Genomic DNA, 25,952 nt, shown 5'->3' with positions numbered 1-25,952 from the left:
GGAACTGTGCAGATGTCTGAGAATATGATCAGTGTAGAGAATTTAAGCAAAAAATATATTATCGCTCACCAGCAAGAGCAAGGGAGTCGCTATAAAGCACTGCGAGATGTAATTGCTGATGGTACTACATCTTTTGCCAAGGCATTTATCAAACCTAGGGGCAAAAAAATGCCCAACCCAACGCGGGAAGAATTTTGGGCATTAAGAGATGTTTCCTTTGACATTCAACAAGGTGAAGCCATTGGTGTTATTGGGCGTAATGGTGCCGGTAAATCCACCCTCTTAAAAGTTCTAAGCCGGATTACCGAACCAACAACAGGACGTATTGCCATTAAAGGGCGGGTAGCAAGTTTATTAGAAGTAGGAACAGGATTTCATCCAGAACTTACGGGGCGCGAGAACATTTATCTCAACGGTTCCGTTTTGGGGATGAGTAGATTCGAAATTAAAAATAAATTTGATGAAATAGTTGCCTTTGCTGAGGTTGAAAAGTTTTTAGATACTCCAGTAAAGCGCTATTCATCAGGAATGTACGTCCGCCTTGCTTTTTCCGTTGCAGCCCATTTAGAGCCAGAAATTTTAATTGTTGATGAAGTTTTGGCTGTAGGTGATTCGGCATTTCAGAAGAAGTGCTTGGGCAAAATGGGTGATGTAGCGACCAAAGAGGGACGAACAGTTTTATTCGTCAGTCATAGTATGCAAGCGATCGCCCAACTGACCAAACGTTGCATACTACTTTCAAAGGGTAGCGTTCAGTTTGATGGCGATACTGGCAAAGCAGTACAGTTATACATGGCTGGGCAGAAAGATGATTACGAGCCACAAGCTTATTACCAAGCTCCTGTCAACAAAACTGGCAACCATATAGTTTGGGTAAAAGTTCATACTTCTGAAGAAAATGGATTTCACAATTGGGGCAAGCCAATCACTTTTGAGTTTGCGCTTCAGATCACCGAGCCTCACGAAAGCTTGCGTTTTTCCTTCCAGGTTGTCAGTGCCCTACAACAACCCGTGTGCATGTTCTACTTTTTTGAAGCTCATCAAGCTCCATTTTGCCAGAAGACAGGAACATTTATTATTCGGTGTCACGTTCCAAAATATAGGCTATACATGGGTTCGTACACCTTAACAACATGGTTTAGCATCCGTAGTACCCAAACTTTGCTGGAAAATTTAAGAGACATTTGTCCGTTTGAGATTTCAATGCACAGTATTGAGCGACCAGATTATGCATGGCAAGCTGATGAGTGTACTTACTTAGAAGATACTGTTTGGAAAGTTATTGAAGCTGAAAAAATTTCATAAAATTCTTGAATGATTTCAAAACTATACAAATTATGCCAATAAATAATGATGTCCAGTTAGGCAAAAATGTCAAAATTTTTCATCCTAATTTGGTAAATCTCTACGGTTGTAAGATTGGCGATGACACTAAAATTGGCAGTTTTGTAGAAATACAGAAAAATGTCCTAGTAGGAAGTCGTTGTAAAATTTCATCACATAGTTTTCTTTGCGATGGCGTTGTTTTAGAAGACGAAGTGTTTATTGGTCATGGAGTCATGTTCACTAACGATCTTTATCCCCGCGCCACTAATGAAGATGGTAGTTTGAAAACTGAAGACGACTGGTATGCAGTTAAAACTTTAGTCAAGCGCTGTGCATCTATTGGTAGTAATGCTACCATCCTACCTGGGGTGACTATCGGTGAAAAAGCCATTGTCGGTTCTGGAGCAGTAGTAACTGACCATGTTCCCGATTATGCAATTGTAGTTGGAGTCCCCGCACGTGTCATAGGGGATGTACGCGATGGGCTACGCCCCGCCGTAGGCGATCGCCAAAATTTGCCGATGTCAGCTAGCAGTTTGTGAAATCCTCTAAGTTTTGTGCATTGGTTAACCGCTTGGTGAATTTTCCCATCTTGCAAAGATAAAACTTTTTTAGATCCAGTTATGAATGATTGCCACTCAAAGGTGGCAATCATTCATAGTGCATAAAAAATCAATTCTCATTAATTAAAAGCAACAGAAAACATGATTAATATCGGCGTCATCGGCTATGGTTATTGGGGACCAAATTTAGTCAGAAATTTTGTCGAAATGCCAGGAGTTCAGGTAAGAAAAGTCAGCGATTTTAAACCAGAACTATTGGCAAAAGTGCAAGCTCGCTATCCCACAATTCAAGTTACTCAAGATTGTCGAGACATATTTACAGATCCCCAGATTGATGCTGTAGCGATCGTCACACCAGTATCCACTCATTTTGATTTGGCTTTGGCTGCATTGCAGGCTGGTAAACATGTGCTAGTAGAAAAGCCCATGACAACTACCTCCGAACAAGCAATGCGGTTGATTGAAGAGGCAGAAAAACGCAACCTAGTGTTAATGGTCGATCATACCTTTGTTTACACTGGTGCTGTACGCAAAATGCACGATCTAGTAGTTACCAATGTAATTGGCGATATTTATTACTATGATTCGGTGCGTGTCAACCTGGGACTTTTTCAGCACGATGTGAATGTGATTTGGGATTTGGCAGTCCACGACCTTTCCATTATGGACTACATACTGCCATCACAACCTTACGCTGTTTCAGCAACAGGGATGAGTCATGTATCTGGGGAACCAGAAAATATTGCCTATTTGACTCTGTTTTTTGAGGGTAACTTAATTGCTCACATCCATGTTAACTGGTTAGCACCTGTGAAAGTCCGTCGTACATTGATTGGTGGTAGCCAACGTATGATTGTTTACGATGACCTAGAACCTAGTGAGAAGGTGAAGATTTACGATAAAGGAATTACCGTTGATGACAATACTGAAAGTCTATACCAAATGCTGATTGGTTATCGTGCAGGAGATATGTGGGCACCCCATTTGGAAGTAAAGGAAGCACTGCGAACGGAAGTATTACACTTTATGAAGTGTATTGAAACAAGCGATCGCCCCATTACCGATGGGCAAGCAGGACTGCGGATAGTCAGGATTTTAGAAGCTGCTACTCAGTCTATGAAACAGCAGGGACGATTAATTGAAATTGATACAGCACGGGTAGTAGCATGATTCCATTTGTAGATCTCAAAGCTCAATACTTGAGCATTAAAGAGGAAATTGATACTGCTGTCCTTAAAGTTTTGGACAGTAGCCAATTTATTTTGGGGAGTGAGGTAGCAGCCTTTGAGCAAGAGTTTGCCCAATATTGCAACGCCGACTACAGTATAGCCTTAAACACAGGAACTAGCGCTTTACACCTAGCGCTGTTGGCAGCTGGTATTGGCCCCGGCGACGAAGTAATTACTACACCTTTTACTTTTGTTGCTACCGTTGCAGCTATTGTTTATACTGGTGCGACACCCGTATTTGTAGACATTGACCCGGTTTCCTACACCATTGATGTCAGCAAAATAGAACAAGCGATCACCGCAAAAACTAAAGCTATTTTACCAGTACATTTATACGGTCAACCCGCAGACATGAACGCGATCGTCGAAATTGCTCGGCGTCATGGTTTGACGGTGATTGAAGACGCTGCCCAAGCTCATCGCGCAGAATACAAAGGACAACGGGTAGGCAGTATTGGGGATATGGGATGTTTTAGTTTTTACCCAGGTAAGAATTTAGGGGCATACGGCGAGGGTGGCGCAATAGTCACTAATAATCCTGAATATGCCAGTACCATCAAGATGTTACGCGACTGGGGACAAGAACAAAGATATCACCATGTTCTTAAGGGTTATAACTACCGCATGGATGGCATCCAGGGTGGAATTTTGCGGGTTAAGTTGCGCTATTTAGATGCTTGGACTCAATCACGCAGGACACATGCAGCACTATACGATCGCCTCTTGGCCAACTCAGGCATTACAACACCCTCTGTGATGTCCTATAGTCATCATGTTTACCACGTTTACGTAGTGCGTACTAACCAGCGGAATGCACTACAACAAAAACTACAGCAGCGCTTAATTCAGACAGGGATTCATTATCCCATTCCTGTACACTTGCAGCCAGCCTATGCAGATTTAGGATATCAAGTTGGTGATTTTCCTTGTGCAGAATTGGTAGCCAATGAAGTACTTTCGTTACCAATGTTTGCAGAACTTTCTTCAGAGCAGATCGAAATTGTCAGTGCTGCGGTGTGTGAGAGTGTTTAAATGTCTGAGCTAGTTCAAAGTCGGATAGTCAAAGCTGTACATGGTTCGCAAGAATTGACGCTAGACCCAGATTATGAAGTGGGACTGGCAGAACATTTACGCCATCAATATGGTAATCACGGATTAATCGAATTGTATGCCCGCTTTGCGATCGGCGATGGAAATTTTGATGCCTTAATGCGGCGAGTGATTTGGCGTGCAGTAGCAAGTCAATTCGGACACGGCGTTCGTATTAGCAATGGTGTCGGTTTCAAGCATCTAGAAACCTTTGAAATTGGCAATAGTGTGTTCATTGGTTCCCAAAGCTATATTCAGGGAAGATTCGATGGTAGGTGTGTAATTGGAAATCACGTTTGGATTGGCCCACAGAGTTACTTTGATGCCCGCGATTTAATTCTTGAAGATTACGTAGGCTGGGGGCCAGGTGCAAAAGTCTTGGGTTCTAGCCACACTGGATCGCCCATTGATCTGCCAATTATTAAAACAGACCTAGAAATTAAATCGGTAAAAGTGGAAACAGGAGCCGACATTGGGATGAATGCGGTCATCCTTCCTGGGGTGACAATCGGTAAACACAGTATTGTCGGTGCTGGAGCAGTTGTCACTAAGGATGTACCAGCTTATGCCATTGTAGCTGGTGTTCCGGCTCGGTTTTTACGCTGGCGAGAAGGATACGAACCATCGGAGAATACAGAAAATGCAAAATAGTCGAGTATTAATTACGGGTGGCGCAGGCTTTATCGGCACACATTTAGCCGAACGTTTGATTAAATATACTGAGGTTGTTCTCTTCGATAGTTTTCGCCGAGACTCTCTCTCCTTTGCTCCTTCACTCAAAGAACATCCAAATATCAAAGTTATATCAGGCGATGTACTCGATCCTGATTCAATTCGTGAAGCACTAGATGGTGTAGATACCGTAATTCATCTTGCTGCTATTGCTGGTGTATCAAGTTATTATCAGGAATCACTACAAACACTGCGGATCAATATTCTTGGCACTGCTAACGTGCTGGAAGCAGCAGCAAAACAAAACATCAAAAAGTTTGTTCACTTTTCCACCAGTGAAATCTATGGCTCTGATGCCCTATGGGTGAATGAAGAATCGCCATACGTAATTGGGTCTGTATCAGATAAGCGCTGGGTTTATGCTACCAGTAAACTGGCCGGAGAGAATTTTAGCTTGCGATATGCTGAAACATTTGGCTTCGACTGCACAACTGTTAGACCATTTAACATTTACGGCCCAAGACAAGTAGGTGAAGGTGCAATCAGTAACTTTTGCCGTGCAATTTTAAACGGTGAACCGATGAAGGTTTACGGAGATGGCTCTGCCATACGCGCCTGGTGCTACATATCAGATCTGGTCGATGCAGTAGAAATGATTATCAAGACACCCAATACTGCTGGGCAGGCGTTAAACATTGGCAATCCATCGGCAGTAGCAACCACTTTAGGATTAGCACAACAAATGGCTCGAATTATACCAGGAGCCACTATTGAATATCAAGATGTCAAACGCTCGGAAGTTAAAGCGCGTATTCCTTCGATCGAGAAGGCTCAAAATTTACTAGGATACAAACCCAAGGTCGATCTGGAAACAGGATTGCATCAAACATTTGAATGGTTCAAGGATCAACAAGAGAAACTATCATGAAAGTTACCGTCATTGGTGCAGGCAAGATGGGTTTACCATTAGCCTGTCAGTTTGCCAACCAAGGTGCATCAGTAATTGCCTGCGATACGAATACAGTTGTCGTTGAGGCAATTAACCAAGGAGTTTGTCCCATTGATGAACCAGGTGTATCAGAGTTATTAAGCTACGCTGTGGCAAATGGAACTTTGCGGGCATCGACTGATACTACGGCTGCTGTAGCAGAGAGTCAGGTGATTGTCGTCATCGTCCCCGTTTTACTGACACCAGAGCGTGATGCTGATTTATCAATTATTGAGTCTGTTTCTTGGCAAATTGCTCAAGGACTTAAGCCTGGTGCAATGGTCTCCTATGAAACGACTTTACCCATTGGCGGTACGCGCCGCTTACTGCCGATACTTGAAAGTAGTGGTCTCAAAGCTGGTGAAGATTTTCATTTAGTATTTTCGCCGGAAAGGGTTAAGAGCCAGTTAGTACTCAAGCACCTGACGCAAACACCAAAGGTCGTTGGCGGTATTACCTCTCAGGCGGCTGCTTGTGCCGAAGCTTTTTATCAGCAATATCTGGGCGCACCTGTAATCAATGTCGGCACGCTGGAAGCTGCTGAGATGGTTAAGCTGGCAGGGATGATTTACCGTGATGTTAATATTGCTCTTGCCAATGAACTTGCCCATTATGCAGACGAAGTTGGCATGAATTTTCATGAGGTTATCCGTGCCGCGAATACAGATGGAGAAGCACATCTGCTATTTCCTGGCATTGGAGTAGGCGGACATTGCACGCCTGTTTATCCATATTTTTTGATCCGCGATAGTCAACGTCGAGGGATTTTCAGTGTGCTGGCTGAACAAGCACGACTGCTTAACGAATCTCAACCTGCTTCCATCTTAGACCGACTAGAGTCGCGCTGGGAATTGCTACATGGACGCACAACTTTAATTTTAGGATTAGGATTTCGTCCGCAGGTGAAAGAACATATTTTCTCTCCGGCATTTCCACTGCGTGAGGATTTGACAAGACGTGGGGCACAAGTACGGATACACGATCCTTTATACAGTGATGATGAAATACGTGAGCATGGTTTTGTCCCTTGTCAACTAACCGACCCGCAGCTACCAGAGGTCGTAATTTTAAACACATCTCACTCGATTTACTACGATCTAAACTTTCAAGAGCTTGCTAGTAAAGGGGTGAAAGCGATCGTCGATGGTCGTGGTTTGTGGGATGCAAATAAGATTCGCAGCACAGGCTTAGTTTATGTTGGAGTGGGCAAGCAATGACTGAGCAGCGATCGACCAATCAAGTAAAGAACATCCCGATCGCCAAACCTTGGATAGGTGAACCGGAAGCTGAAGCAGCCAGCCGTGCAATCATGTCTGGCTGGGTAACTCAAGGTCCGGAAGTCGCAGCCTTTGAGCAAGAGTTTGCCACTTACGTAGGAGGAAACTATGCTTGTGCTGTTTCCAATTGCACCACAGCACTGCATCTAGCGCTGTTAGCTGTAGGCGTGCAACCTGGAGATCGAGTGATTACCGTTAGCCATTCTTATATTGCCACTGCTAACAGTATTCGCTACTGCGGGGCAATACCGATGTTTGTGGATATTGAACCACAGACATACAACATCAACCCGATGTTAATTGAAGATGCGATTAGCGATTCCCTTCGGGATAGCTTTGCTTCACGTACCCGCGCCATTCTCATTGTCCACCAGATCGGGATGCCTTGCGACCTCAAAGCCATCTTGGATATTGCCCACCGTTACAATTTACCAGTAATTGAAGATGCGGCTTGTGCCATCGGTAGTGAAATTCTTTGGGATGGAAAGTGGGAGAAAATTGGTAAGCCGCATGGCGATATCGCCTGCTTTTCCTTTCATCCCCGGAAAGTCATCACCACCGGTGACGGTGGGATGTTGACGACAAATAATCCTGAATGGGACAAACAGTTTCGCCTCTGGCGGCAACATGGGATGAGCGTCCCCGATACAGTACGCCACGGTACAAAACAGGTAATATTTGAATCATACCCCATGCTGGGTTACAACTACCGCATGACTGATATTCAAGCAGCAGTCGGGCGAGAACAACTCAAACGGCTGCCAGAAATTGTAGAACGTCGGCGTTATTTGGCACAGCGATACCAAGAACAACTCGCAGATGTACCCGGATTAAAGTTACCTACTGAGCCAAATTGGGCCAAGAGTAACTGGCAGAGTTTTTGTATACGGCTTACAGAGAGATGCGACCAGCTACAAGTAATGCAGCGAATGTTAGATGCTGGCATTGCCACGCGGCGTGGAATTATGTGCGCTCACCGTGAAGGTGCTTATCAAACAGAAGCTTGGTCGTGTGGAGTTGAGTCGAAAGCTTGTGAGTGTGAAATTGGCAAGTGCGATCGCCTTTGGGAGAGTGAACAGGCACAAGACCATACAGTCCTACTACCTCTGTTTCATCAGATGACTGAACAGGAACAGGACTATGTGGTGGAAGTTTTAAAAGTGGCTTGTCAGGTTTAGAGAAGTTACTTTTTATAGTCCGTAGTAATTCAACTTTATCGGAAATAACTATGACTATCCTCTTTAGCAATCAAGTACCGAGTATTGGAAATTTCAGTGATGGCGTTCCCTACGAACTAGGCATGAAATTCCGCAGTGCAACAGGCGGACAAATTACCGCCGTTCGCTTCTGGAAAGCCCCTAGCGAGACAGGAACTCATGTTGGTAATATCTGGTCAGCGACGGGAACCCTGTTAGCAAGCGCCACTTTTACTAACGAGACGGCTTCTGGTTGGCAGGAGCAGGCTCTGGATACACCACTGAACATTCAAGCGAATACGACCTATACAATTTCTGTCAACATAAATGCTTATTACGTTGCTACTTATGATGAACTGGCCAGCCCCATCGTCAATGGGGATCTTAGCTCAGTCGCAGACGGCAACAATGGAGTATTTAATGGGAGTCCAGGATCTTTCCCAACAGGTTCTCACCGAAATAGCAACTATTTTCGTGACATCAACTTTGTAGCTGTTGCCCTACCTACGATTACAAAAATCAGCGGCGATAATCAGACTGGTGCAGGCGCAACTCCCTTGTCTAACCCCTTGGTTGTTCTGGTGAAAAACAGTACTGGCAATCCTCAGTCAGGAGTGACGGTGAACTTTGCCGTTACCAGCGGCGGAGGGTCAGTTTCTCCGACAACAGTATTAACTGATACTAATGGACAGGCTAGTACCACTTTAACGCTTGGAGCTAATCCTGGTGCGACAAGTCCTGTAATGAATACAGTGAGCGTCACAGCAGAAGAAGTAGGTAGCGTTACTTTCTCTGCTTATGCCAGTCCTTCGGGAAACAGCCAAACTCTGTTGACAACTCAAGTACCCAATTTTCCAAATTCTACTGATAACGTTGCCTATGAATTAGGCATGAAATTTCGCGCTACTAGAGGTGGACAGGTTGCCACCATTCGTTTTTGGAAAGCCGCTAGTGAGACAGGAACTCATATTGGCAAAATCTGGACGGCAACGGGAACTCTGTTGGCAAGCGTCACTTTTTCTAACGAGACGGCTTCTGGCTGGCAGGAGCAGCTTCTAGAGACGCCAGTAAATATTCAAGCTAATACGACTTATGTAGTCTCTGTCAACATCAACGCCTATTACGTCGCCACCTATGATGAACTGGCCAGCTCCATAGTTAATGGCGACCTGACCTCAGTAGCAGATGGCAACAATGGGGTATATAATTCGAATCCCAATTATTTTCCCACTAGTTCTTTCCGGAATACTAACTATTATCGCGACATTGCCTTTGTCGCTGGTAGCATCTTGGTTAAAGTCAGTGGAGACAATCAGAGTGGCGCCATAGGCACACCTCTGACCAACCCCCTAGTCGTGCGAGTCGTCAACGCTCAAAACATTCCTCAGTCAGGAGTTACAGTTAATTTTGATGTTGTGAATGGCGGGGGGTCAGTCTCGCCCACTAGTGCAGTCACTAATGCTAGCGGTCAAGCAAGTACAATTTTGACACTAGGACAGGCTCCTACCGCACCTGGAGGAACGGTAGTCAGCGCCACGGCGGCAGGCATCGGCAGTGTCACTTTTTCGGCTACAGCAACCCCGGTAAACCCCAATGCCATCTATTTAGAAAACCTCAATCCCGGCACGACTAATTGGAAGCTTAACAATCGGGGTAATGGCGAGATCGCTGGTTATGCCTCAGCGACCAGTGCCAGTAAAGGGGGAACGCTGGACATTAAGGTTTCTCTGGCACAAGCGGGACAGTTTAGCATCGACGTGTATCGCTTGGGCTACTACGGTGGCACAGGCGGAAGGCTGATGGCAAGTAGCGGTTTACTCAATGGCACGACCCAAGCTGCTTGTACCCTAGACCCTGATACCCGCTTGATCGAGTGTAACTGGACAACTTCCTACGTAGTCCAAGTAGCCAATAACTGGACTAGCGGTCTTTATGTAGCCAAGTTGACCCACCAGGCAACAGGCATCATCGCCCATGTGTGGTTTGTCGTTGTCGATGATAGCAGCACTGCCGATATTCTGTTTCAGAGTGCCGTTTCTACTGTCTTGGGCTACAGCATGACGGGAGGTTACAGCCTGTACAACTCTCACAGCATTAACGGTCAACGAGCTTTTAAGGTTTCCTACGACCGGCCGTTCTCCCAAGCAACCTATATCACCGACAACCAGGCCGACACACCCCTGCGATGGGAATACAATATGGTGCGCTGGCTAGAATCTCAAGGTTACGATGTCACCTATACCGACAATATGCAGATTCACAGCAACGAACAAAAATTGCTCAATCACAAAGTATTCTTGTCTGTAGGGCACGACGAGTATTGGTCTAAAGAAATGCGCGATCACGTCGAGACTGCCCGCAATGCTGGCATTAATTTGGGATTTTTCTCTGCTAACACTTGTTATTGGCGAGTCAGGTTTGAAAATTCTACTGTAGCTGCTGGGCAAGTGAAGCCCAACCGAGTAATGGCCTGCTACAAACAAGATTGGGCAGTAGATCCAGTTGCCCAGCAACAGGGATCGTCAGCAGCCACTAATAAATTCCGCAGCTTCCAAAACCAGCGACCGGAAAATGCCTTGTTAGGAGTAATGTACGGTAGCGACACCTCAAGTCTTTACGGCGGTTTTAATTATGTCGTTACCAACAGCAGCGATCCTTACTATGCAAACACGGGACTCCAGAACGGGGATCAGCTGACTATGTTAGTCGGCTATGAATGGGATTTTCTCGTTGATAATGGGTCTGCGCCTGCTGGTCTGGTGATGTTGTCCCAGTCGCCAGTCCAACCCTCTTTCTTATTGCCAACTTTCGACGAACCGGCTGGAGAACAAACTCTCCCTGCTAATCAGGATTTTAATACATCCCACTCAGCCCGCTACACAGCTAGTAGTGGCGCTAAAGTCTTCGCGTCTGGCAACATTCAGTGGGCATGGGGGCTAGACAGTAACGATGTTAGCCCAGCTCGAGAAGATATTCGCGCCAAGCAAATAACTGTCAACATCCTAGCAGATATGGGCGCTAAACCCCAGACACCAAATCCAGGATTGATTGTTCCTTAAAGCAACCCACAAGGAGTATGGTAATGCCATCATTGAAACGACGACAATTTGGGCAGCTCGCAGCTGCCAGTTTAACTTCTACTGTTGTTGCTGGTCTCTCTAGTAAGGCAGTTGCTCAGAAGCCGGACACCAAGCAGAAAATTCTTTATGCAGTAAACCTCCTGAGTAAATCCAACAATCAAAGCAGGGAAAACCAAACTCCAGAATTGGAGCTGAGTACTGCTGAACTAGCAACGGGAAAAATTCTCTCTAAGGTCAGTCAGTTATCTCTGTCCGTTGAAAATCCATTGCCTGTTCCGAAAAACCCTCGGGCTTTCTTTGTCAATGGCTATAATAACCGGATTACAAAAGCGATAGTCCTAAAAAATGGGACTCTTGTAATTTCTACAGTCTCCAGCACCAAAAATGGTTATTTCAACCATCTGACTTTTACTATAGGAAACGCTACTATCCCTGTATTTAGAGCGAAAAAAGTACTAGGCTTCAAGAGATCCAATGAAACTGTTGAAAGTTTGCTCAGCCTTCCTAATAATCAACTTCTGTGCCTCGTGGGAAATGAGGGCGTTCCGCCTTTTAGCTTTAAGACGCTCGATTTCACAAGCGGTAAAGTTCTTGCCCGTGACGAACTGGCCTTACCCTCATTGCCGCCCACCCATCGATTCGCTAACCTATGCCAAGATATGAATGGAAATATTTTTGCAACTGAGATCGGCTCAGAAGGTTTCCCATGTCTAATCTCCATAAACTTGCAGGAGAAAGCCATAATTACTGGCAACCTCAAAATTAAAAGATTGGCCCCACTGAGCTTTAAAGGACGCCCACTCTCTTACGATCTCAAAGACTTAACCTTCTCTTCTGATGGTCAATTGTATGCGCTTGCTCCTGACAGTAATGGAAAAAACACTGCTGTGTATACGGTAGACGTGAAAACTGGCAACATGGGGTTAGTAATAAATTTTGCAGCCGAAAAGTTTGCATTTTTATAGTATTGCAGCAACCTTTTGTATTACGTAGTGCTGTAAATTGTTCATGCTCCTGTAGGTAAAGTACAGAACTCTTAATGTTTTGAGGAGAGATATAGCCAACTAATTCAGGGTCAGGAGTAAAAACCCCAATGAGTAAAGCGATTAGCAGCGCGATCGCAGTCCAAACAAAATATCAATACGCGATCGCATGAAGATTTTAATTCATGCGATCGTTTAGTTGAAAGCGAAAATTTTTACAAAAAAACCATTATTTCACCTCTATTTCATCAGACTCTATAAAAAGAATAAAATCCAGCATTCAAATTATTGTTACTATATAAAGGAAAAAATTATGTATAACATTAATAAACCAAAACTTGTTTTTTTTCAATGGGTTAATAAAGGATCGGCTAAATTCTACAGCGCCTTAAAGCAACAGCACGTTAAATGTCTAAGAGAATTTTTTGAAGTCATTGTTATTAATGAAGAATATGACTATCAGCAGGTCTGTGAAAAATATCAACCAGATATCACCTTATTTGAAAGTGGTATTGCATCATATACTTCTCAACGACATATTCAAAATACTTCTGCTTATCCAGAAATCCCCAAGCTAGGTTTTTATAACGGAGATGCTTGTTGTGGATTTCATACGGCCTTCCTTGCTGATATGGAAAATTGGGGAATCGAAACATTTTTCTCCATATCTATTTCTTTAACTGAGTATCTTCCAGAAATTGTTGAAAACTTATTTTTCTGGCCAAATTTTATAGATTCTGATATATTTAAAGACTATGGCGAGTCTAAAAACATACCGATTATCATCAGTGGCAACCAAAGTTTACTCTACCCTTGGCGAATAAAAATTAACAAGATTGTATCGAAGTATTATCCATCTTTAATTTGCCCGCATCTGGGATATTTAGAAACTCGAGAAACATCAAGAATGATGTTTGGCGAACAGTATGCTCGGACAATCAATGCTTCTTGGTTTTCACCAGGATGTGGTTCAATGGCCAGAGATTTGGTTCGCAAACTTCTGGAGGTTCCCGCAGCCAAATGCTGTTTAATTACAGAAAACAATCCAACTGTTGAAGCCGCAGGTTTTGTAGATATGGAAAACTGCGTCTTTGCTGATGAAAACGACATATTAGATAAACTTGATTATTTATTTCAGAACCAAGATGAACTAGAAAAAATTATCAATGCAGGCTATGAACTAGTTCATTCACAGCATACATTTAAACAACGAGATCAAATTTGGCAATGGTTTAATCTCCATAAGCAACTCAAACCAAATCAAAGAATTGTTCAGAACAATCCTTTTGAACCAATGGCGATCGTAGATATATCATCAGGCATTAAAAATTCACCTATTATTGTTAATGCATTAGATAAAGCGATTTTCCATCAAGGAGATGAAAAACTCTGGGCAGGTAAATACGATGAAGCAGAAGCTTGCTATCTTAAATGCCTAAATTATGTAGATTATCAGTCTCAACCAAAATTACGATTGGCATTGTGTAGCCTTTACAAAGGAAATGCAGCAACAGCATACGATTGGATTACTCAGCCAATTAAATGGACTCTTGATATATCTAAAGAATTAGCTCCTGATCCTGTAGAGTGGGCTTATTTGATTATTTCTCTCCTTTGTCAAGGAAAATTAAATGATGCCATCGACTATGCTCATAAGTATCCCTCTCTTTCCCATCCTGAACTTGAGCGTACTCGTTGGGTCGTTAATACTCTAATAAATAAAGATACTTTACCGTACAGTGAACCATTAAAGTACCGCTGTAGCGCTCATCAATTGCCTAATCTAAGCTTCCAAGAATGGCTAGATCGCCTCTGTACTATGCTTACAGCATGTCAACAATTCGATTTCGTGAAATTGTTGAGTGGTTCGGCTTCTTTACAATCTCACTCATTAAAAAAACAAACAAAATCTTTTGTAAAATTATCTAATTTGGTAAAATTAACGCCATATAAAACGGCCTTTAAGCAATGGCTAACATCAAATTTAAAAACATTACTACGTCAACCTTTATCTCGTTTAGAAACTAGATTTGGTTATTTCCTTCCTTACCAATTTTCCACGATAAAATCTGATGATTTTTTTCAGACAATCCGCAAAATGGTCAAGGAAAAAGATATTGAAACAGCTTTAGTAATAGGAGCATCTAGTGGAGAAATTATTACCGAGGCGCTTTTAACGGGTATTACAGAGAACCCAAACAAGCCAATTGCCTTTTGCGTCAATATTTCTACTCCTCAATTTAAGAAGCTACAAAAGCGTTATCTTGCTGAATCTCTTGTCAAATACTATAATATTCCATCTCTTTCTTTAGATAATTTACCTCAAGAACTAAGTAAAATTATTAAGAAAATTAAAGAAGAAAATAATATTAATGTTTTTGATATTATCTTAATCGATGGTTCTCAAACCAGCACAAGTATTGAACAATTAGAAAATGAATTGTCTGGCTATAAATTTATGTTGCTAGATGATATAAATACATTTTATAGCTACAAAATTTATCAAAAATTGCTTTTAGATTCTAATTATTTAGTACTTACTCAAAATACTGATTTACGTAATGGTTATGCCATTTTTGAACAAAAACATTGATTTCTAGTTCAAACCGAAAAAAATATATAGGTTAGGAGATTAAAAAATGAAAGTTAGTGATTTTTCTTACAAGGTATCACATCACTTAATTTGGCGAGCAGAACAATTATTAATTGATTTTCAAAGTTCTTCAATTAATAGGGAACTGACTAAACTAGGTTGTTTAACTAAAAATAATATAAACACACACATGACTGCTCATGAGCTAAATATGCTCTACATCTTAAGCAAGGATCTAGGAGAATTTGCAAAAGTTTTAGAAATAGGATCTTATTTAGGAGCATCTAGTTGTTATATTGCTGCTGCTGTCTCTCCCAAAAATGGACACTTGTTTTGTGTTGATACTTGGGAAAATCAAACTATGCCAGAGGGTGAAAGAGATACATTAAATGAATTTAAAAATAATACTAAGGCAGTAGCTCAACACATCACTGCCATCAGAAAGAATAGTCAGGAACTTAGACCTTCAGATTTTGGTGGGCATTCTTTAAATCTCGTTTTTATTGATGGCGATCATAGTTACCAAGGAGCAAAAAATGATTACGAAAAAGCAAGTTCTTGGATTGTCGGAGGAGGTATTCTTGCATTCCATGATTGTATTGCTTTTGAAGGTGTAGCTAGAACAATTGGTGAAGCTCTGGCTAGCGGTAACTGGAAGTTTGGCGGACAAGTTGATAATCTTCTTTGGCTACGTAAAGTAGAAAAGGGTTGTTTAGAATTTGAACATTCAGCATTTTAAAACAAAGCCTAAAATCATTATTGTATGGAATTACCTCTCAGTATAGTTATCTGTGCCCACAATCCTCGTAAGAACTATTTAGAAAGGGTTTTACAAGCACTTGAAGTTCAAACTTTATCCAAAGATTTTTGGGAACTTTTGTTAGTTGATAATGCGAGCGATCGCCCTCTAGCTACGGAAATTGATTTAAGTTGGCATCCCCAAGCTCGTCATATTCGAGAAGAACAACTGGGATTGACTGCGGCTAGGCTCAGAGGAATGCGAGAAGCTACGGCTGGAGTAATAGTATTTGTTGATGATGATAACGTTTTAGATTCAGATTATTTAGAAACCACATGGCGAATTAGTAAAGATTTTCCATTCATTGGTGCTTGGGGTGGACAAATTAAAGCGGAATTTGAAGTAACACCTCCGTCTTGGACAAAACCTTATTTAGGAAATTTGGCAATTCGAGAGTTTGAGCGCGATCGCTGGTCTAATTTAATAGAGCAGTATGAAACAACCCCATGCGGGGCTGGGCTTTGTATTCGCAAGGTTGTTGCTGAAAAATACAGCGAGTTAGTTCGTAACAATCCTCAACGAGCAAATATGGATCGCAAAGGTAAAATGCTTACCTCTTGTGGAGACTCAGACTTAGCATTTACAGCTTGTGATATGGGTTTAGGTACAGGGCTGTTTGCATCACTCAAGCTGATTCATTTAATACCTGCTAACCGTTTAAAAGAAGATTATCTCTTGCGTTTAGTAGAAGGGTTAGCTTACTCACAAATTATGCTGGCATATTTTCGAGGTACTATTTCACCTCAATCTTTTTGGCGATCGTCAAAGATATATTCGCTGTATTTAGGTATCAGATATGGTTTGAGAATATCTCGTTTTCATGAAGCTGCACAAAAAGGTAAAAGACTAGCTCTGAAAGAGATTGGTAATTAGCAAAATAGATTAATTGATAAAGGAGTATTTATGATATGATCGGTAACGTTAAAAAAATTATAAAATATGTTTTTTAAATTAGATTTTTTAATGTGCTAAAAAAAACTCTCAAAGCTACATATTTTTCATATATAAATTTGCTTCGCAAGCTACCAATAAGTTCCGAAATTTTAGGTCCTCCAAAAGACTTTTATCAAGAGGCTAAGGATTATTGGCTATTAAATTTTAAAAAAAACAACAAACAAAGTCAAGGAAGTTTTATCAGCATATCTTCTCCAAGTTCAATACATAGAAAATTTCCGAAAACCATCAAAGATGAAGTTCACTGGAAATTTGAGATAGAGTATAGTCATGAATATCCAGAGACATTTGTGACTGTAATACCACAAGGCCGTGTATGGGGTCATAATGGTACTGTTATAACCCCAGATGATAAGTTACTGGGTGATTTGTCTTTGGAAATTGGTAGAGATATCAGCGAGCATTCAATACTCAAATCTTGGAGATTACCAAATCTACATTACGTAGATGGAACTGTTGCTGTTTTATCAGCTGCTGGAGGCGAAGGATACTTTCATTGGATGTTTGACGTTTTACCACGCATTCATTTACTCAAACAAGCTGAAATCGATTTCAGTCATATAGACAAGTTCTTAGTTAATAGCTTAAATCTTTCTTTTCAGAAGGAAACATTAGAAATTTTAGGTATTCCTGAAGAAAAAATTATAGAAAGTCGTAAATTTCCTCACATCAAAGCTAAACAATTAGTTGTACCTTCCCTACCAGGACAGACAGGAAATATCCCCAAATGGGCTTGTGATTTTCTCAAAATAAAAATTTTAGTTAGTAATTATATTGAAAAAGTAGGTAAAGGAAATCTGATTTATATAAGTCGCGATCGCGCAGCTGTTCGTCGAGTCATAAATGAAGATGAATTAGTTCCATTTTTAAAAAAGTTCGGCTTTGAAGTAATTTTTTTAGAAAAGATGTCAGTAGCTGAACAAGCTTCAGTTTTAGCCTCTGCTTCTGTGATTGTGGCTCCTCATGGTGCTGGGTTATCCAATCTCGTTTTCTGTTCTCCTGGAACTAAAGTTATTGAGTTATTTTCACCGAATTATGTAAATGTCTGTTATTGGGTTCTTTCAAATAATATGCAACTTGATTATTATTACTTAATAGGAGATGGAGAAAATCCAGATAAATTTTGCGATCCTCATTACATGGCTGAAAACATATTAATTAATATAGATTCCTTAGCTCAATTGTTAAAAATAGCTGAAGTTAATTATCACTAAGTATGACCAATGACAAGCAAAAAATCCGGTAGCATAAGAACGTTCAAAAAACAGGAAACTTGGGACAAAAGCTTGCCAAGTATTTCTGTGATTACAGTTACATATAATCGGCTTCAAGATTTAAGTGAAACATTTTCAAATGTTATCTCTCAGACTTATGAAAACGTGGAGTATATCGTCATTGATGGTGGTTCTCAGGATGGTACGGTAGAATTTCTGCGCCAAAAAAATGAGATAATATCCTACTGGGTTAGCGAAAAAGATGGTGGCATATATGATGCTATGAACAAAGGATCTCTGATCGCTACCGGAGATTGGATAATTTTTATGAATTCTGGTGATAAGTTCTTTGCAGACGATACCTTGGCTCTGGTTGCAGAACATCTTAATGGTTCAGAAGATGTTGTGTATGGAGGATTTGAATCTATTTTAGTTGATCAATATCAAACACGTGTTTTTCAGAATAAGCCTCGTCATATTTTAGATATATGGCGTGAAATTCCGACTTGTCACCAAAGTATTTTTGTAAAAAGAAAACTACAAGTACAATACTTATTCGATAGATCATTTGTTTGGTGTGCAGATCATGACTTTCTTGTTCGACTGTATGCAGATGGCTATAAATTCAAAGAGATTCCGATATTAATTTCAAAATTTGATGCTTCTGATGCTGGTAGCAGAAATCTTCTCACTTACACTAGAGAACGATGGCGTATCAGTAAACGCATTGTTAGCCCTTTGAAAAGACATAGATATTTCTTAAAGGAATATTATGGTTTTTTCCTTTGGAAGAACATGGTTAAAATACGCGATCTTTTACCAAAGAAATGGGTTTTGGCTCTGAGAAAATATCGTCAAACAGGTTAATTTTTTTGAATTTTATCGATTAAAGATTTGGAGAGTTATAGTATATGTTATTATTTCGTAATTTAATTAAAAATCTTGCTTTTGATATACTTCATCAACGTAAGCAACGTGGCTTTCATTTGATGCATGATTTAATATTTTGGTCTAGAGAAACACCTATAGAAATAATTTTTGATGTCGGTGCAAATATTGGTCAGACAGTAATAGAAATTAAGCAATATTTTCCTAATGCTCGTGTAGAAGCTTTTGAACCTATTGAATCAACATTTAAAAAATTAAAAGAAAACTGTTCGGGATTACCAAATGTCACTTTGAATAAATTTGCTTTTGGCTCGAAACCAAGTCAAATTACAATAGAATTAAGTGAAGAATCTTTAGTAAATTCTATGTTGAATACAGTTCATAGCTCGGCATTACAAGTACAGTCTAAAAAGACTCAAGAAGTGATGGTAGAGACTATTGATAATATATGTGATATCAAAGGGATAAAGCGGATTAATTTATTAAAAACAGACACGGAGGGATATGATTTAGAAGTCCTCAGAGGTGCTAAATCTATGCTCCTAGAAAATAGAATCGATTTTATTTTATCAGAAGCAACTTTCGATCCTACAGAAAAAACACACACCTATTTCTGTGAGTTAAACGAATATCTTTACGAGCATGGATATAAAGCAGTTGGCTTCTATGATATCTGTCATACCGCAGGTAGCAAACCATCTATATGGTATTGTAATGTTTTGTATGCCAATGGCAATTTAAGTATGATTTAACTTCAAAATCAATTAGTTTCCTGGAGGTTTAAATTAGAAAAATATGGCATATAGTTCAGCCATTGGAGTTTATTTTTCTGCGAATGATGTTGTTTATGACTGGACGATCGCTTTTCTCAACAGCTTCAGAAAGTTTAACCGAGATTTACGATTAATCCTCATTCCATTTAACGAACAGTGCGATCGCATTTTAAAATTGAGTGATACCTACAAGTTTGAAGTATACACAGACCCCTGTTTTTCTCGCCTAGAGTCCATTGGTCAAGCATTTGAGCTTGGTTACACCCCTACTGGTTGCTACTGGTTCAGACGCTATGCATCCTTTTGGGGACCTCTAGACTATTTCATGTACTTAGATGCTCGACAACTGGTGTTAGCCAATCTTCAACCCTTCATCGAAGCAACAAAAACCCTTGGATTTGATTTTCTGCATTACGACTGTGCTATTGACGAAGTTTACGAACGAGGAGAATTTCGTCAAGAACTGTTAAAGCAAAATCTAGGACGTGGCTTCAACTCTGGTCGCTGGGCTTCTCGTAAGGGATTGTTTTCAATAGAGGAGTTTGAAGAACTAGCCCAGAGTGCAATGAAAATCAGAGATCAACTCAACCCCCGCAATACAGATCAAGTCTTTATCAACTACTGCTGTGACATGAAGCCCGTGCGTTATGGTCACTTTGCAGAAGTATTTGGCGGAATCTGTCAACATGGGTGGGCGCCTCAGCTAGGTAAAATTTACCAAGCTAATGGGAAATACTTTTTATGGAACTTTGGTCGTGTAGATCATAATAAGCAAATTATTCTTTTGCATTGGGCAGGATATAAAATGAACTCCCTCATGTCTCATAGAGATTTATTTTATAAATACTTGTTAGCAAAACAACCTCTTCCAAAGTACCTCACACTTTACATAAGTACTATTTTAGACTTTTTTTGGAGACTACCATTTGAATTTTTACGCAGTAATTATTTAGTTAATACTTTATATCATCAATTGCGGAAAAGCTATAAATTCTAAAATTTTATAAAATTAATTTTCAGGGATTAAATATATGTTAGTTTCAGAGCCAAGCTCAATACAAAACAACAAAATTCAATCAGTTTCAGTTCTTATTCCTACTCATAATCGAGATTGGTTATTGAAAAAAACTTTAGACAGTCTTGCTCAAGTTGAGATACCTGCCAATCTAAATTTAGAAGTTATTATTACAGCTAATGCATGTACAGATAATACTCTAAATTTATTGATTGAGTATCAAAAAACATTTCCTTACACCTTAAAGTTTTTTGATGAAATTCAACCTGGAGCTAATATTGCTAGGAATCGCTGTCTCCAAGAATCTCAAGGTGAAATTTTAGCCATAGTCGATGATGATGTGCAGTTTGATAAAGGATGGCTGCTAGGATTAGTAGAGGCTTTTGAAAACTTCTCTGTAGATATCGTTGGTGGTCGAATTTTGCTTTGGTGGGAAGCAGTAAAACCACCAGAATGGTTAAATCCTCAATTAGAAATACTACTTTCTGCTTATGATTTAGGGAATCAGGTTATACAAGTCGATCTACCGGGTCCAATTGCGGCGAATTTAGCGTTTCGACGCCATGTATACGAACAACTTGGATTAATGCATACAGGCATCCAAAATAAAAATAATAAAATCAACCGGGGAGATGAAGTCGAATATCTCTATCGAGCTAAAAAGGCTGATTTTAAAGCTATTTATGTTCCCAAAGCCTTAGTTCACCATTGGGTATCTCCTAACAAATTAAGCTCTAACTTTTTTAAAATAGCAGGTTTAGGATTTGGAAATTCTAGAATTTATCTCCAAGATAAATTAACTATATTTATTTTCTTAAAATCTTTACTAGGATTTTCATATCTGGCTTTCAGATATGGAGTAGCAATGTTATTAACTCAAAATAGCAAAAATGAATCAGCATATTTGCAGAATTTATATACATGTATGGTAGGTGTAGGAGGATTGCAGGGAACCTTAGATCGATTGTTCGCCAAAACAATGTAATTATTTTTAATTAAACTGAATTAAATGCAAATTACTTCCTATATTCATCCTATAAGCACCTACCTTCCTTGTACGGGAATCGGTCGTCATATCAACCAAATGTTATTAGGCCTTGCAGTCCAAGAGGAAATAGATCTAGAGTTATTTTTTTCACAGCAATGGTTAAATCCTGATAGGAAACTTGACCCACGTAGCCCTTTGCGAGACCTTCCTTTTTTTACCTTTCCTTCACCAGAAAATTCAACGGAGCGCACCTGGAAACTTTTTGGTTTTCCTCGTATGGATCGCTACATTTCTGATAAAACAGACTGGCTTTATGCTCCAATGCAAACCTATATTCCAGTATCAAAGTGTCCGATCGCGGTTACTATTCATGATATCCAAGCATTAGAACCAAATTTACCCTGGTCTGGTACTTGGCAACATCGATGGTTTCGCTACAAGTGGGAACGCTGGCTGCGTCGGGCTTTGTCGGAATGTCGGCTAGTGTTTACTGTATCAGAATTTTCTAAACAGCGGATGGTAGAACTATTAGGTGCTAATCCGCAGAAAATTATCGTGGTTGGAAATGGTGTTGAGCAATCCTTCTTTGATGTTGCCTCCGTCAACCCAAAAGAATTAGAGATTCCTGTAAAAAACCCTTACGTCCTCGTAATCGGTGGTTTACGTCAGAAAAAAGGAGCTAAATATGTTTTGGCAGTTGTAGAATCACTCCAAAGGTGCAAAAGCGACTTAAATATTGTATTTGCTGGAGATTCGGAACCAGAATATGCCGATATTGTTCAGGCATATTCCAACGTGACTTTGTTGGGTATGGTTCCAGATGGAGATTTGCCTCACCTCCTACGTGGAGCATCATCTCTACTTTTCCTATCTCCATACGAAGGATTCGGTATACCTGCTCTTGAGGCAATGGCGGCTGGTGTTCCAGCCATTGTTGCAAATCTAGCTTCGCTTCCAGAAGTGGTTGGAGATGCTGGTATTATAGTTAACCCAGAGGCAACAGATGAAATTGTAGATATTTTGCTAAATATTAATAATAATTCGTCTCTGCGCCAAGAATACGTTCAGCGAGGACATAAACACGCAGCGCAATATACTTGGTCACGTTGTGTAAATAGATTGATAACTGCATTTAAAGAGTTTGCATAATGTTAGCGATCGGCCAAAAAAACAGCACCTCCTTAATCACAAAACCACAATCTGTCCAATTTGGTTGTGGTCTATGCGCTCCTAGCCAATGGATCAATTTTGATTCTAGTCCGGCACTGCGCTTACAAAAATTACCAATGATCGGTAACTTAATACCCTCTGGTCCGTTTGGTAGATACCCACAAAATGTCAAGTACGGGGATATTGTCAAGGGTTTACCCATACCAGAAGCAAGTGTTGATTATTTGTATTGTTCACACATATTTGAACATCTGACGTTGAACGAACTACGTTTATCTCTACAAAACTGTTATCAATATTTGAAACCAGGCGGGATATTTCGTTTTGTTTTACCCGATCTCGAATTTATGGCTCGACAGTATGTTAATTCAACATCTGCTGATGCGGCATTAGAATTTATGCGCGTCACTTGGTTAGGCAAAGAAAATCGTCAACACGACTTGATTGCCTTCCTGAAAGAATGGTTGAGTGGCACTCAACATTTATGGATGTGGGATTATAAATCACTATCAATTGAACTCGAAAATGTAGGCTTTAAAGAAATACGTAGAGCTTACTTAGGAGATTATGGTATTTCAGTATTTTCTGAGGTAGAAGATCCACAACGCTGGGAAAATGAACTTGGCATTCAATGTAGTAAATAAATATGGGTCTTAAGGTTGTTTTTTGCTGGTCTGATATCTCTGGTTATATGGCAGCCTGCTGGCGAACTTTACATCAAATACTAGAAATTGATGTATTTGTCATTGCCTTTCAAGCTCGTACTGAAACAGCATTTGCCGATGAATTGATGCAGGGTATTCCTTGCCGACTTTTGGATATCAAAGAAAGACAAGATGCAAATTTCATCAAACGTTTAGTGTTGGCAGAATCTCCAGATGTAATTGTTCTTTGCGGTTGGTTACATAAACCTTATCGTCAGTTAGCTTTTGCTTCGGAATTATCTCAAAAAGCCTTAGTGATGACGATGGATACCCCTTGGTGGGGTAATTGGAAACAACATTTAGCTCCTTTGTTTCTTCGTTCTTACTTGCAATCAATAAATAGTGTTGTTGTTGCTGGAGAACGTAGTTGGCAATATGCTTCACGTTTAGGAATTGAAAGAGCAAATATAACAAATGGAGTTTATGGTATTGATTATGATGTTTGGTCTCCATTGTACGAACAACGCCTTAAGTCCCAATGGCCGCGTTCATTTTTATTTGTTGGTCGCTACGTTGCAGTTAAAGCAATTGATGTCCTTGTAGAAGCTTACCAAATTTATCGTTCTCAAGTATCTAATCCTTGGACTTTGGTATGTTGTGGACAAGGAGCATTGGCATCACATATTGAGGGAAAACCAGGAATTGAAAATCGCGGATTTTTACAACCATCCCAAATGCAAGCCGTATGGCGATCGGCAGGAGCTTTTATTTTGCCCAGTCGATTCGATCCTTGGCCGCTAGCTTTAGTAGAAGCTGCTGCGGCTGGATTACCTATTATTTGTACTGATGTTTGTGGTTCTGCGGTTGAGGTAATTCGACCTTGGTATAATGGTTTAACTGTACCTAAAGAACAGCCAAAAACTTTAGCTAAGGCAATGTTGACTTTACACCAGAACTATGCTGATTTACCAACTTGGGGAAAGCGATCGCAACAATTAGCAGCTCCTTACGCTGCCGATATTTGGGCAACTCGTTGGCAAGAATTATTACACAATGTACATCAGATGAAAACAATTAAGCAAAATACAAGTAATCTGGTCACTGAAAATTTGGCATGAATTTTCAAGCATGAATTCAGATCCTATTAGCAAACTTCTTGACCTCATCCTTAGCCCTTATGGCATATTGGGTATTGTCATCGGTCTTTTCATATTGGATAAAGCTACACGCTCCCGGCGTTTAGCTTGGCTATTATTCGCATTTTGCTGTTATGCAACTTCCTTAGGAAAATATCAAGATGAATGGATAACTGAACCACCACCTTTAGTTTTTCCCTTGCAACAGCTACGCGATATGGGTCGCCCCGTGACAATAGTTCTCCTGATTTTACTTATCATATTGGGAATGCAAACACGGAATGGATGGCGGCGAATAATTATTCCCCAGCCAGTCTATTACTTAATCGCATTTCAGGTGGCAGTTTTTTTTAAGGTTCTAATTTATGGTGATGTAGCTTTTGCCTTACTTGCAATAATTACATTTGGGGCAATTGTGCTGATGTTTAAGTTAGGCCCTTCCCGGTGGTTGCAGGATGAACACAATTTCCGCTTAGGTGTTTGGTCATTAGCAATGGCCGGTGTCATCTTTGCTATCGGCTGTGCTTATCAAGGAAGATTTAATATGTCTGCAATGACATTTGTGCAAGGTAGATTCTTAGGAACTACTGGTAATTCACAACATGCCGCTGCACTGTTAGCAGGCACCGTTCCCTGCTTCATGTTTCTCATTGAAAGCCGGAAAAAATGGGACTGGATCAAAGCTTTATGGATCGCTCTTTTACTTGTTGTTGCATACTTTTTATTTCTCACAGGTTCTCGGACTGGTGCAATTATGGGAATCAGTTCGATTTTATTTTTCTATCGTAATAGAGCTGGATCTTTACTACGCTTAGGCTTATTTGTTGGTGTCTTATTAGGTGTCATCTTTTGGTTCATAAGTCCGGAAGCCATTACCGAAAGCACGCCAGCAAGTAATCGATTCATTTCAGGTGCAAATACACGTGAAGGAGCTTGGAGTGGGATGTGGAATGGCTTTATGAGTAATCCATTCTTTGGTTCCCCTTTGTACGGAGGACGTTTGGTTTTTGGAGAAAATTCTTGGTTAGCTGCTGGAGACACTACAGGATTGATCGGATTTATACCGATAGTCATGATGGGGTTAGGCTGTTTGAAGATGATGTTTGAACTGCATAAATTAAGTAATACAAAACCTACTTATTTTTTGCATAGTAGTACTGTGATAGCTGGTTTAGCCGGTCTTTTGGTAGGAAGCTTTTCAGAAGCTATTCTTTTAGGTAATCTGTCTTTTCCTGTCTTTTCACTGCTGATGTATTTATCACTGGGAAAATATTTACTTGATTTGGATCGGATGGAAAAGAAGTATTTATTGTCGCAGAAAATATAAAATTCGGCTTTGGAAAATAGGATTAATTTTTATATATAATTATTTTTC

The 25,952-nt window shown here is 40.4% G+C and carries 22 protein-coding genes; all 22 read left to right on the top strand.

Annotation, left to right across the window (positions count from 1 at the left end; all coding sequences use genetic code 11):
• Positions 1-12: 12 nt before the first annotated feature.
• Positions 13-1,305 (top strand): ABC transporter ATP-binding protein, encoded by a 1,293-nt coding sequence (locus H6G92_RS26480; protein ID WP_242059314.1) that lies wholly within the window; start codon positions 13-15, stop codon positions 1,303-1,305.
• Between the two features lie 32 nt (positions 1,306-1,337).
• Positions 1,338-1,868 carry an acyltransferase gene (locus tag H6G92_RS26475; RefSeq protein WP_190897548.1) on the top strand — a complete coding sequence of 177 codons (531 nt, stop codon included), beginning with the start codon at positions 1,338-1,340 and terminating at the stop codon, positions 1,866-1,868.
• A 162-nt stretch (positions 1,869-2,030) separates the two neighbouring features.
• Positions 2,031-3,059: a Gfo/Idh/MocA family protein gene (locus H6G92_RS26470; protein ID WP_190897542.1), complete on the top strand. Its 1,029-nt coding sequence runs from the start codon at positions 2,031-2,033 to the stop codon at positions 3,057-3,059.
• Complete coding sequence (locus H6G92_RS26465; protein ID WP_190897541.1) at positions 3,056-4,150, top strand: DegT/DnrJ/EryC1/StrS family aminotransferase; 1,095 nt, start codon at positions 3,056-3,058, stop codon at positions 4,148-4,150. The genes H6G92_RS26470 and H6G92_RS26465 overlap by 4 nt, the downstream gene beginning before the upstream one ends.
• Positions 4,151-4,858 carry an acyltransferase gene (locus H6G92_RS26460; RefSeq protein ID WP_190897540.1) on the top strand — a complete coding sequence of 236 codons (708 nt, stop codon included), beginning with the start codon at positions 4,151-4,153 and terminating at the stop codon, positions 4,856-4,858.
• The gene (locus H6G92_RS26455) at positions 4,848-5,807 is read left to right on the top strand and encodes an NAD-dependent epimerase/dehydratase family protein (protein ID WP_190897537.1); all 960 of its coding nucleotides are present in this window, start codon (positions 4,848-4,850) and stop codon (positions 5,805-5,807) included. The genes H6G92_RS26460 and H6G92_RS26455 overlap by 11 nt, the downstream gene beginning before the upstream one ends.
• Positions 5,804-7,084, top strand: coding sequence for a nucleotide sugar dehydrogenase (locus tag H6G92_RS26450; RefSeq protein ID WP_190897512.1), 1,281 nt, complete (start codon positions 5,804-5,806; stop codon positions 7,082-7,084). The genes H6G92_RS26455 and H6G92_RS26450 overlap by 4 nt, the downstream gene beginning before the upstream one ends.
• A complete protein-coding gene (locus H6G92_RS26445) occupies positions 7,081-8,322 on the top strand; it encodes a DegT/DnrJ/EryC1/StrS family aminotransferase (protein WP_190897502.1) in 1,242 nt (413 codons plus the stop codon). Before H6G92_RS26450 ends, H6G92_RS26445 begins: the two co-directional genes overlap by 4 nt.
• A gap of 50 nt (positions 8,323-8,372) precedes the next feature.
• Entirely contained in the window at positions 8,373-11,399 is a 3,027-nt protein-coding gene (locus H6G92_RS26440; RefSeq protein ID WP_190897500.1) for a N,N-dimethylformamidase beta subunit family domain-containing protein, read from the top strand.
• Between the two features lie 23 nt (positions 11,400-11,422).
• Positions 11,423-12,385, top strand: a complete 963-nt coding sequence (locus H6G92_RS26435) for a hypothetical protein (protein WP_190897498.1) — start codon at positions 11,423-11,425, stop codon at positions 12,383-12,385.
• Between the two features lie 331 nt (positions 12,386-12,716).
• A complete protein-coding gene (locus H6G92_RS26430) occupies positions 12,717-14,996 on the top strand; it encodes a glycosyltransferase (protein WP_190897496.1) in 2,280 nt (759 codons plus the stop codon).
• Positions 14,997-15,042: 46 nt separating this feature from the next.
• Positions 15,043-15,735: a class I SAM-dependent methyltransferase gene (locus H6G92_RS26425; protein WP_190897494.1), complete on the top strand. Its 693-nt coding sequence runs from the start codon at positions 15,043-15,045 to the stop codon at positions 15,733-15,735.
• 24 nt (positions 15,736-15,759) lie between these two features.
• Complete coding sequence (locus tag H6G92_RS26420; RefSeq protein ID WP_190897492.1) at positions 15,760-16,668, top strand: glycosyltransferase; 909 nt, start codon at positions 15,760-15,762, stop codon at positions 16,666-16,668.
• 92 nt (positions 16,669-16,760) lie between these two features.
• Entirely contained in the window at positions 16,761-17,963 is a 1,203-nt protein-coding gene (locus H6G92_RS40910; protein WP_190897490.1) for a glycosyltransferase family 61 protein, read from the top strand.
• A gap of 9 nt (positions 17,964-17,972) precedes the next feature.
• The gene (locus H6G92_RS26410) at positions 17,973-18,830 is read left to right on the top strand and encodes a glycosyltransferase family 2 protein (RefSeq protein ID WP_190897488.1); all 858 of its coding nucleotides are present in this window, start codon (positions 17,973-17,975) and stop codon (positions 18,828-18,830) included.
• A gap of 44 nt (positions 18,831-18,874) precedes the next feature.
• Positions 18,875-19,603, top strand: a complete 729-nt coding sequence (locus H6G92_RS26405) for an FkbM family methyltransferase (protein WP_190897486.1) — start codon at positions 18,875-18,877, stop codon at positions 19,601-19,603.
• 43 nt (positions 19,604-19,646) lie between these two features.
• A complete protein-coding gene (locus tag H6G92_RS26400) occupies positions 19,647-20,621 on the top strand; it encodes a hypothetical protein (RefSeq protein ID WP_190897484.1) in 975 nt (324 codons plus the stop codon).
• Between the two features lie 34 nt (positions 20,622-20,655).
• Positions 20,656-21,624: a glycosyltransferase gene (locus tag H6G92_RS26395; RefSeq protein WP_190897482.1), complete on the top strand. Its 969-nt coding sequence runs from the start codon at positions 20,656-20,658 to the stop codon at positions 21,622-21,624.
• Positions 21,625-21,648: 24 nt separating this feature from the next.
• Entirely contained in the window at positions 21,649-22,776 is a 1,128-nt protein-coding gene (locus H6G92_RS26390; RefSeq protein ID WP_190897480.1) for a glycosyltransferase family 4 protein, read from the top strand.
• Positions 22,776-23,441, top strand: coding sequence for a class I SAM-dependent methyltransferase (locus tag H6G92_RS26385; RefSeq protein ID WP_190897478.1), 666 nt, complete (start codon positions 22,776-22,778; stop codon positions 23,439-23,441). The genes H6G92_RS26390 and H6G92_RS26385 overlap by 1 nt, the downstream gene beginning before the upstream one ends.
• A 2-nt stretch (positions 23,442-23,443) precedes the next feature.
• Complete coding sequence (locus H6G92_RS26380; RefSeq protein ID WP_190897367.1) at positions 23,444-24,559, top strand: glycosyltransferase family 4 protein; 1,116 nt, start codon at positions 23,444-23,446, stop codon at positions 24,557-24,559.
• A 10-nt stretch (positions 24,560-24,569) separates the two neighbouring features.
• Positions 24,570-25,904, top strand: coding sequence for an O-antigen ligase family protein (locus H6G92_RS26375; protein ID WP_190897365.1), 1,335 nt, complete (start codon positions 24,570-24,572; stop codon positions 25,902-25,904).
• Positions 25,905-25,952 lie beyond the last annotated feature (48 nt).

This window comes from Nostoc foliaceum FACHB-393, assembly GCF_014698505.1.
GTDB classification, from domain to species: Bacteria; Cyanobacteriota; Cyanobacteriia; order Cyanobacteriales; family Nostocaceae; genus Nostoc; species Nostoc foliaceum_A.
This window is presented reverse-complemented; position numbering and strand designations above follow the sequence as displayed.

Bases quoted from the DNA above. Each gene is read 5' to 3' on its own strand.
- H6G92_RS26480 (WP_242059314.1), top strand. From the start codon at position 13: ATGTCTGAGAATATGATCAGTGTAGAGAATTTAAGCAAAAAATATATT.
- H6G92_RS26475 (WP_190897548.1), top strand. From the start codon at position 1,338: ATGCCAATAAATAATGATGTCCAGTTAGGCAAAAATGTCAAAATTTTT.
- H6G92_RS26470 (WP_190897542.1), top strand. From the start codon at position 2,031: ATGATTAATATCGGCGTCATCGGCTATGGTTATTGGGGACCAAATTTA.
- H6G92_RS26465 (WP_190897541.1), top strand. From the start codon at position 3,056: ATGATTCCATTTGTAGATCTCAAAGCTCAATACTTGAGCATTAAAGAG.
- H6G92_RS26460 (WP_190897540.1), top strand. From the start codon at position 4,151: ATGTCTGAGCTAGTTCAAAGTCGGATAGTCAAAGCTGTACATGGTTCG.
- H6G92_RS26455 (WP_190897537.1), top strand. From the start codon at position 4,848: ATGCAAAATAGTCGAGTATTAATTACGGGTGGCGCAGGCTTTATCGGC.
- H6G92_RS26450 (WP_190897512.1), top strand. From the start codon at position 5,804: ATGAAAGTTACCGTCATTGGTGCAGGCAAGATGGGTTTACCATTAGCC.
- H6G92_RS26445 (WP_190897502.1), top strand. From the start codon at position 7,081: ATGACTGAGCAGCGATCGACCAATCAAGTAAAGAACATCCCGATCGCC.
- H6G92_RS26440 (WP_190897500.1), top strand. From the start codon at position 8,373: ATGACTATCCTCTTTAGCAATCAAGTACCGAGTATTGGAAATTTCAGT.
- H6G92_RS26435 (WP_190897498.1), top strand. From the start codon at position 11,423: ATGCCATCATTGAAACGACGACAATTTGGGCAGCTCGCAGCTGCCAGT.
- H6G92_RS26430 (WP_190897496.1), top strand. From the start codon at position 12,717: ATGTATAACATTAATAAACCAAAACTTGTTTTTTTTCAATGGGTTAAT.
- H6G92_RS26425 (WP_190897494.1), top strand. From the start codon at position 15,043: ATGAAAGTTAGTGATTTTTCTTACAAGGTATCACATCACTTAATTTGG.
- H6G92_RS26420 (WP_190897492.1), top strand. From the start codon at position 15,760: ATGGAATTACCTCTCAGTATAGTTATCTGTGCCCACAATCCTCGTAAG.
- H6G92_RS26410 (WP_190897488.1), top strand. From the start codon at position 17,973: ATGACAAGCAAAAAATCCGGTAGCATAAGAACGTTCAAAAAACAGGAA.
- H6G92_RS26405 (WP_190897486.1), top strand. From the start codon at position 18,875: ATGTTATTATTTCGTAATTTAATTAAAAATCTTGCTTTTGATATACTT.
- H6G92_RS26400 (WP_190897484.1), top strand. From the start codon at position 19,647: ATGGCATATAGTTCAGCCATTGGAGTTTATTTTTCTGCGAATGATGTT.
- H6G92_RS26395 (WP_190897482.1), top strand. From the start codon at position 20,656: ATGTTAGTTTCAGAGCCAAGCTCAATACAAAACAACAAAATTCAATCA.
- H6G92_RS26390 (WP_190897480.1), top strand. From the start codon at position 21,649: ATGCAAATTACTTCCTATATTCATCCTATAAGCACCTACCTTCCTTGT.
- H6G92_RS26385 (WP_190897478.1), top strand. From the start codon at position 22,776: ATGTTAGCGATCGGCCAAAAAAACAGCACCTCCTTAATCACAAAACCA.
- H6G92_RS26380 (WP_190897367.1), top strand. From the start codon at position 23,444: ATGGGTCTTAAGGTTGTTTTTTGCTGGTCTGATATCTCTGGTTATATG.
- H6G92_RS26375 (WP_190897365.1), top strand. From the start codon at position 24,570: ATGAATTCAGATCCTATTAGCAAACTTCTTGACCTCATCCTTAGCCCT.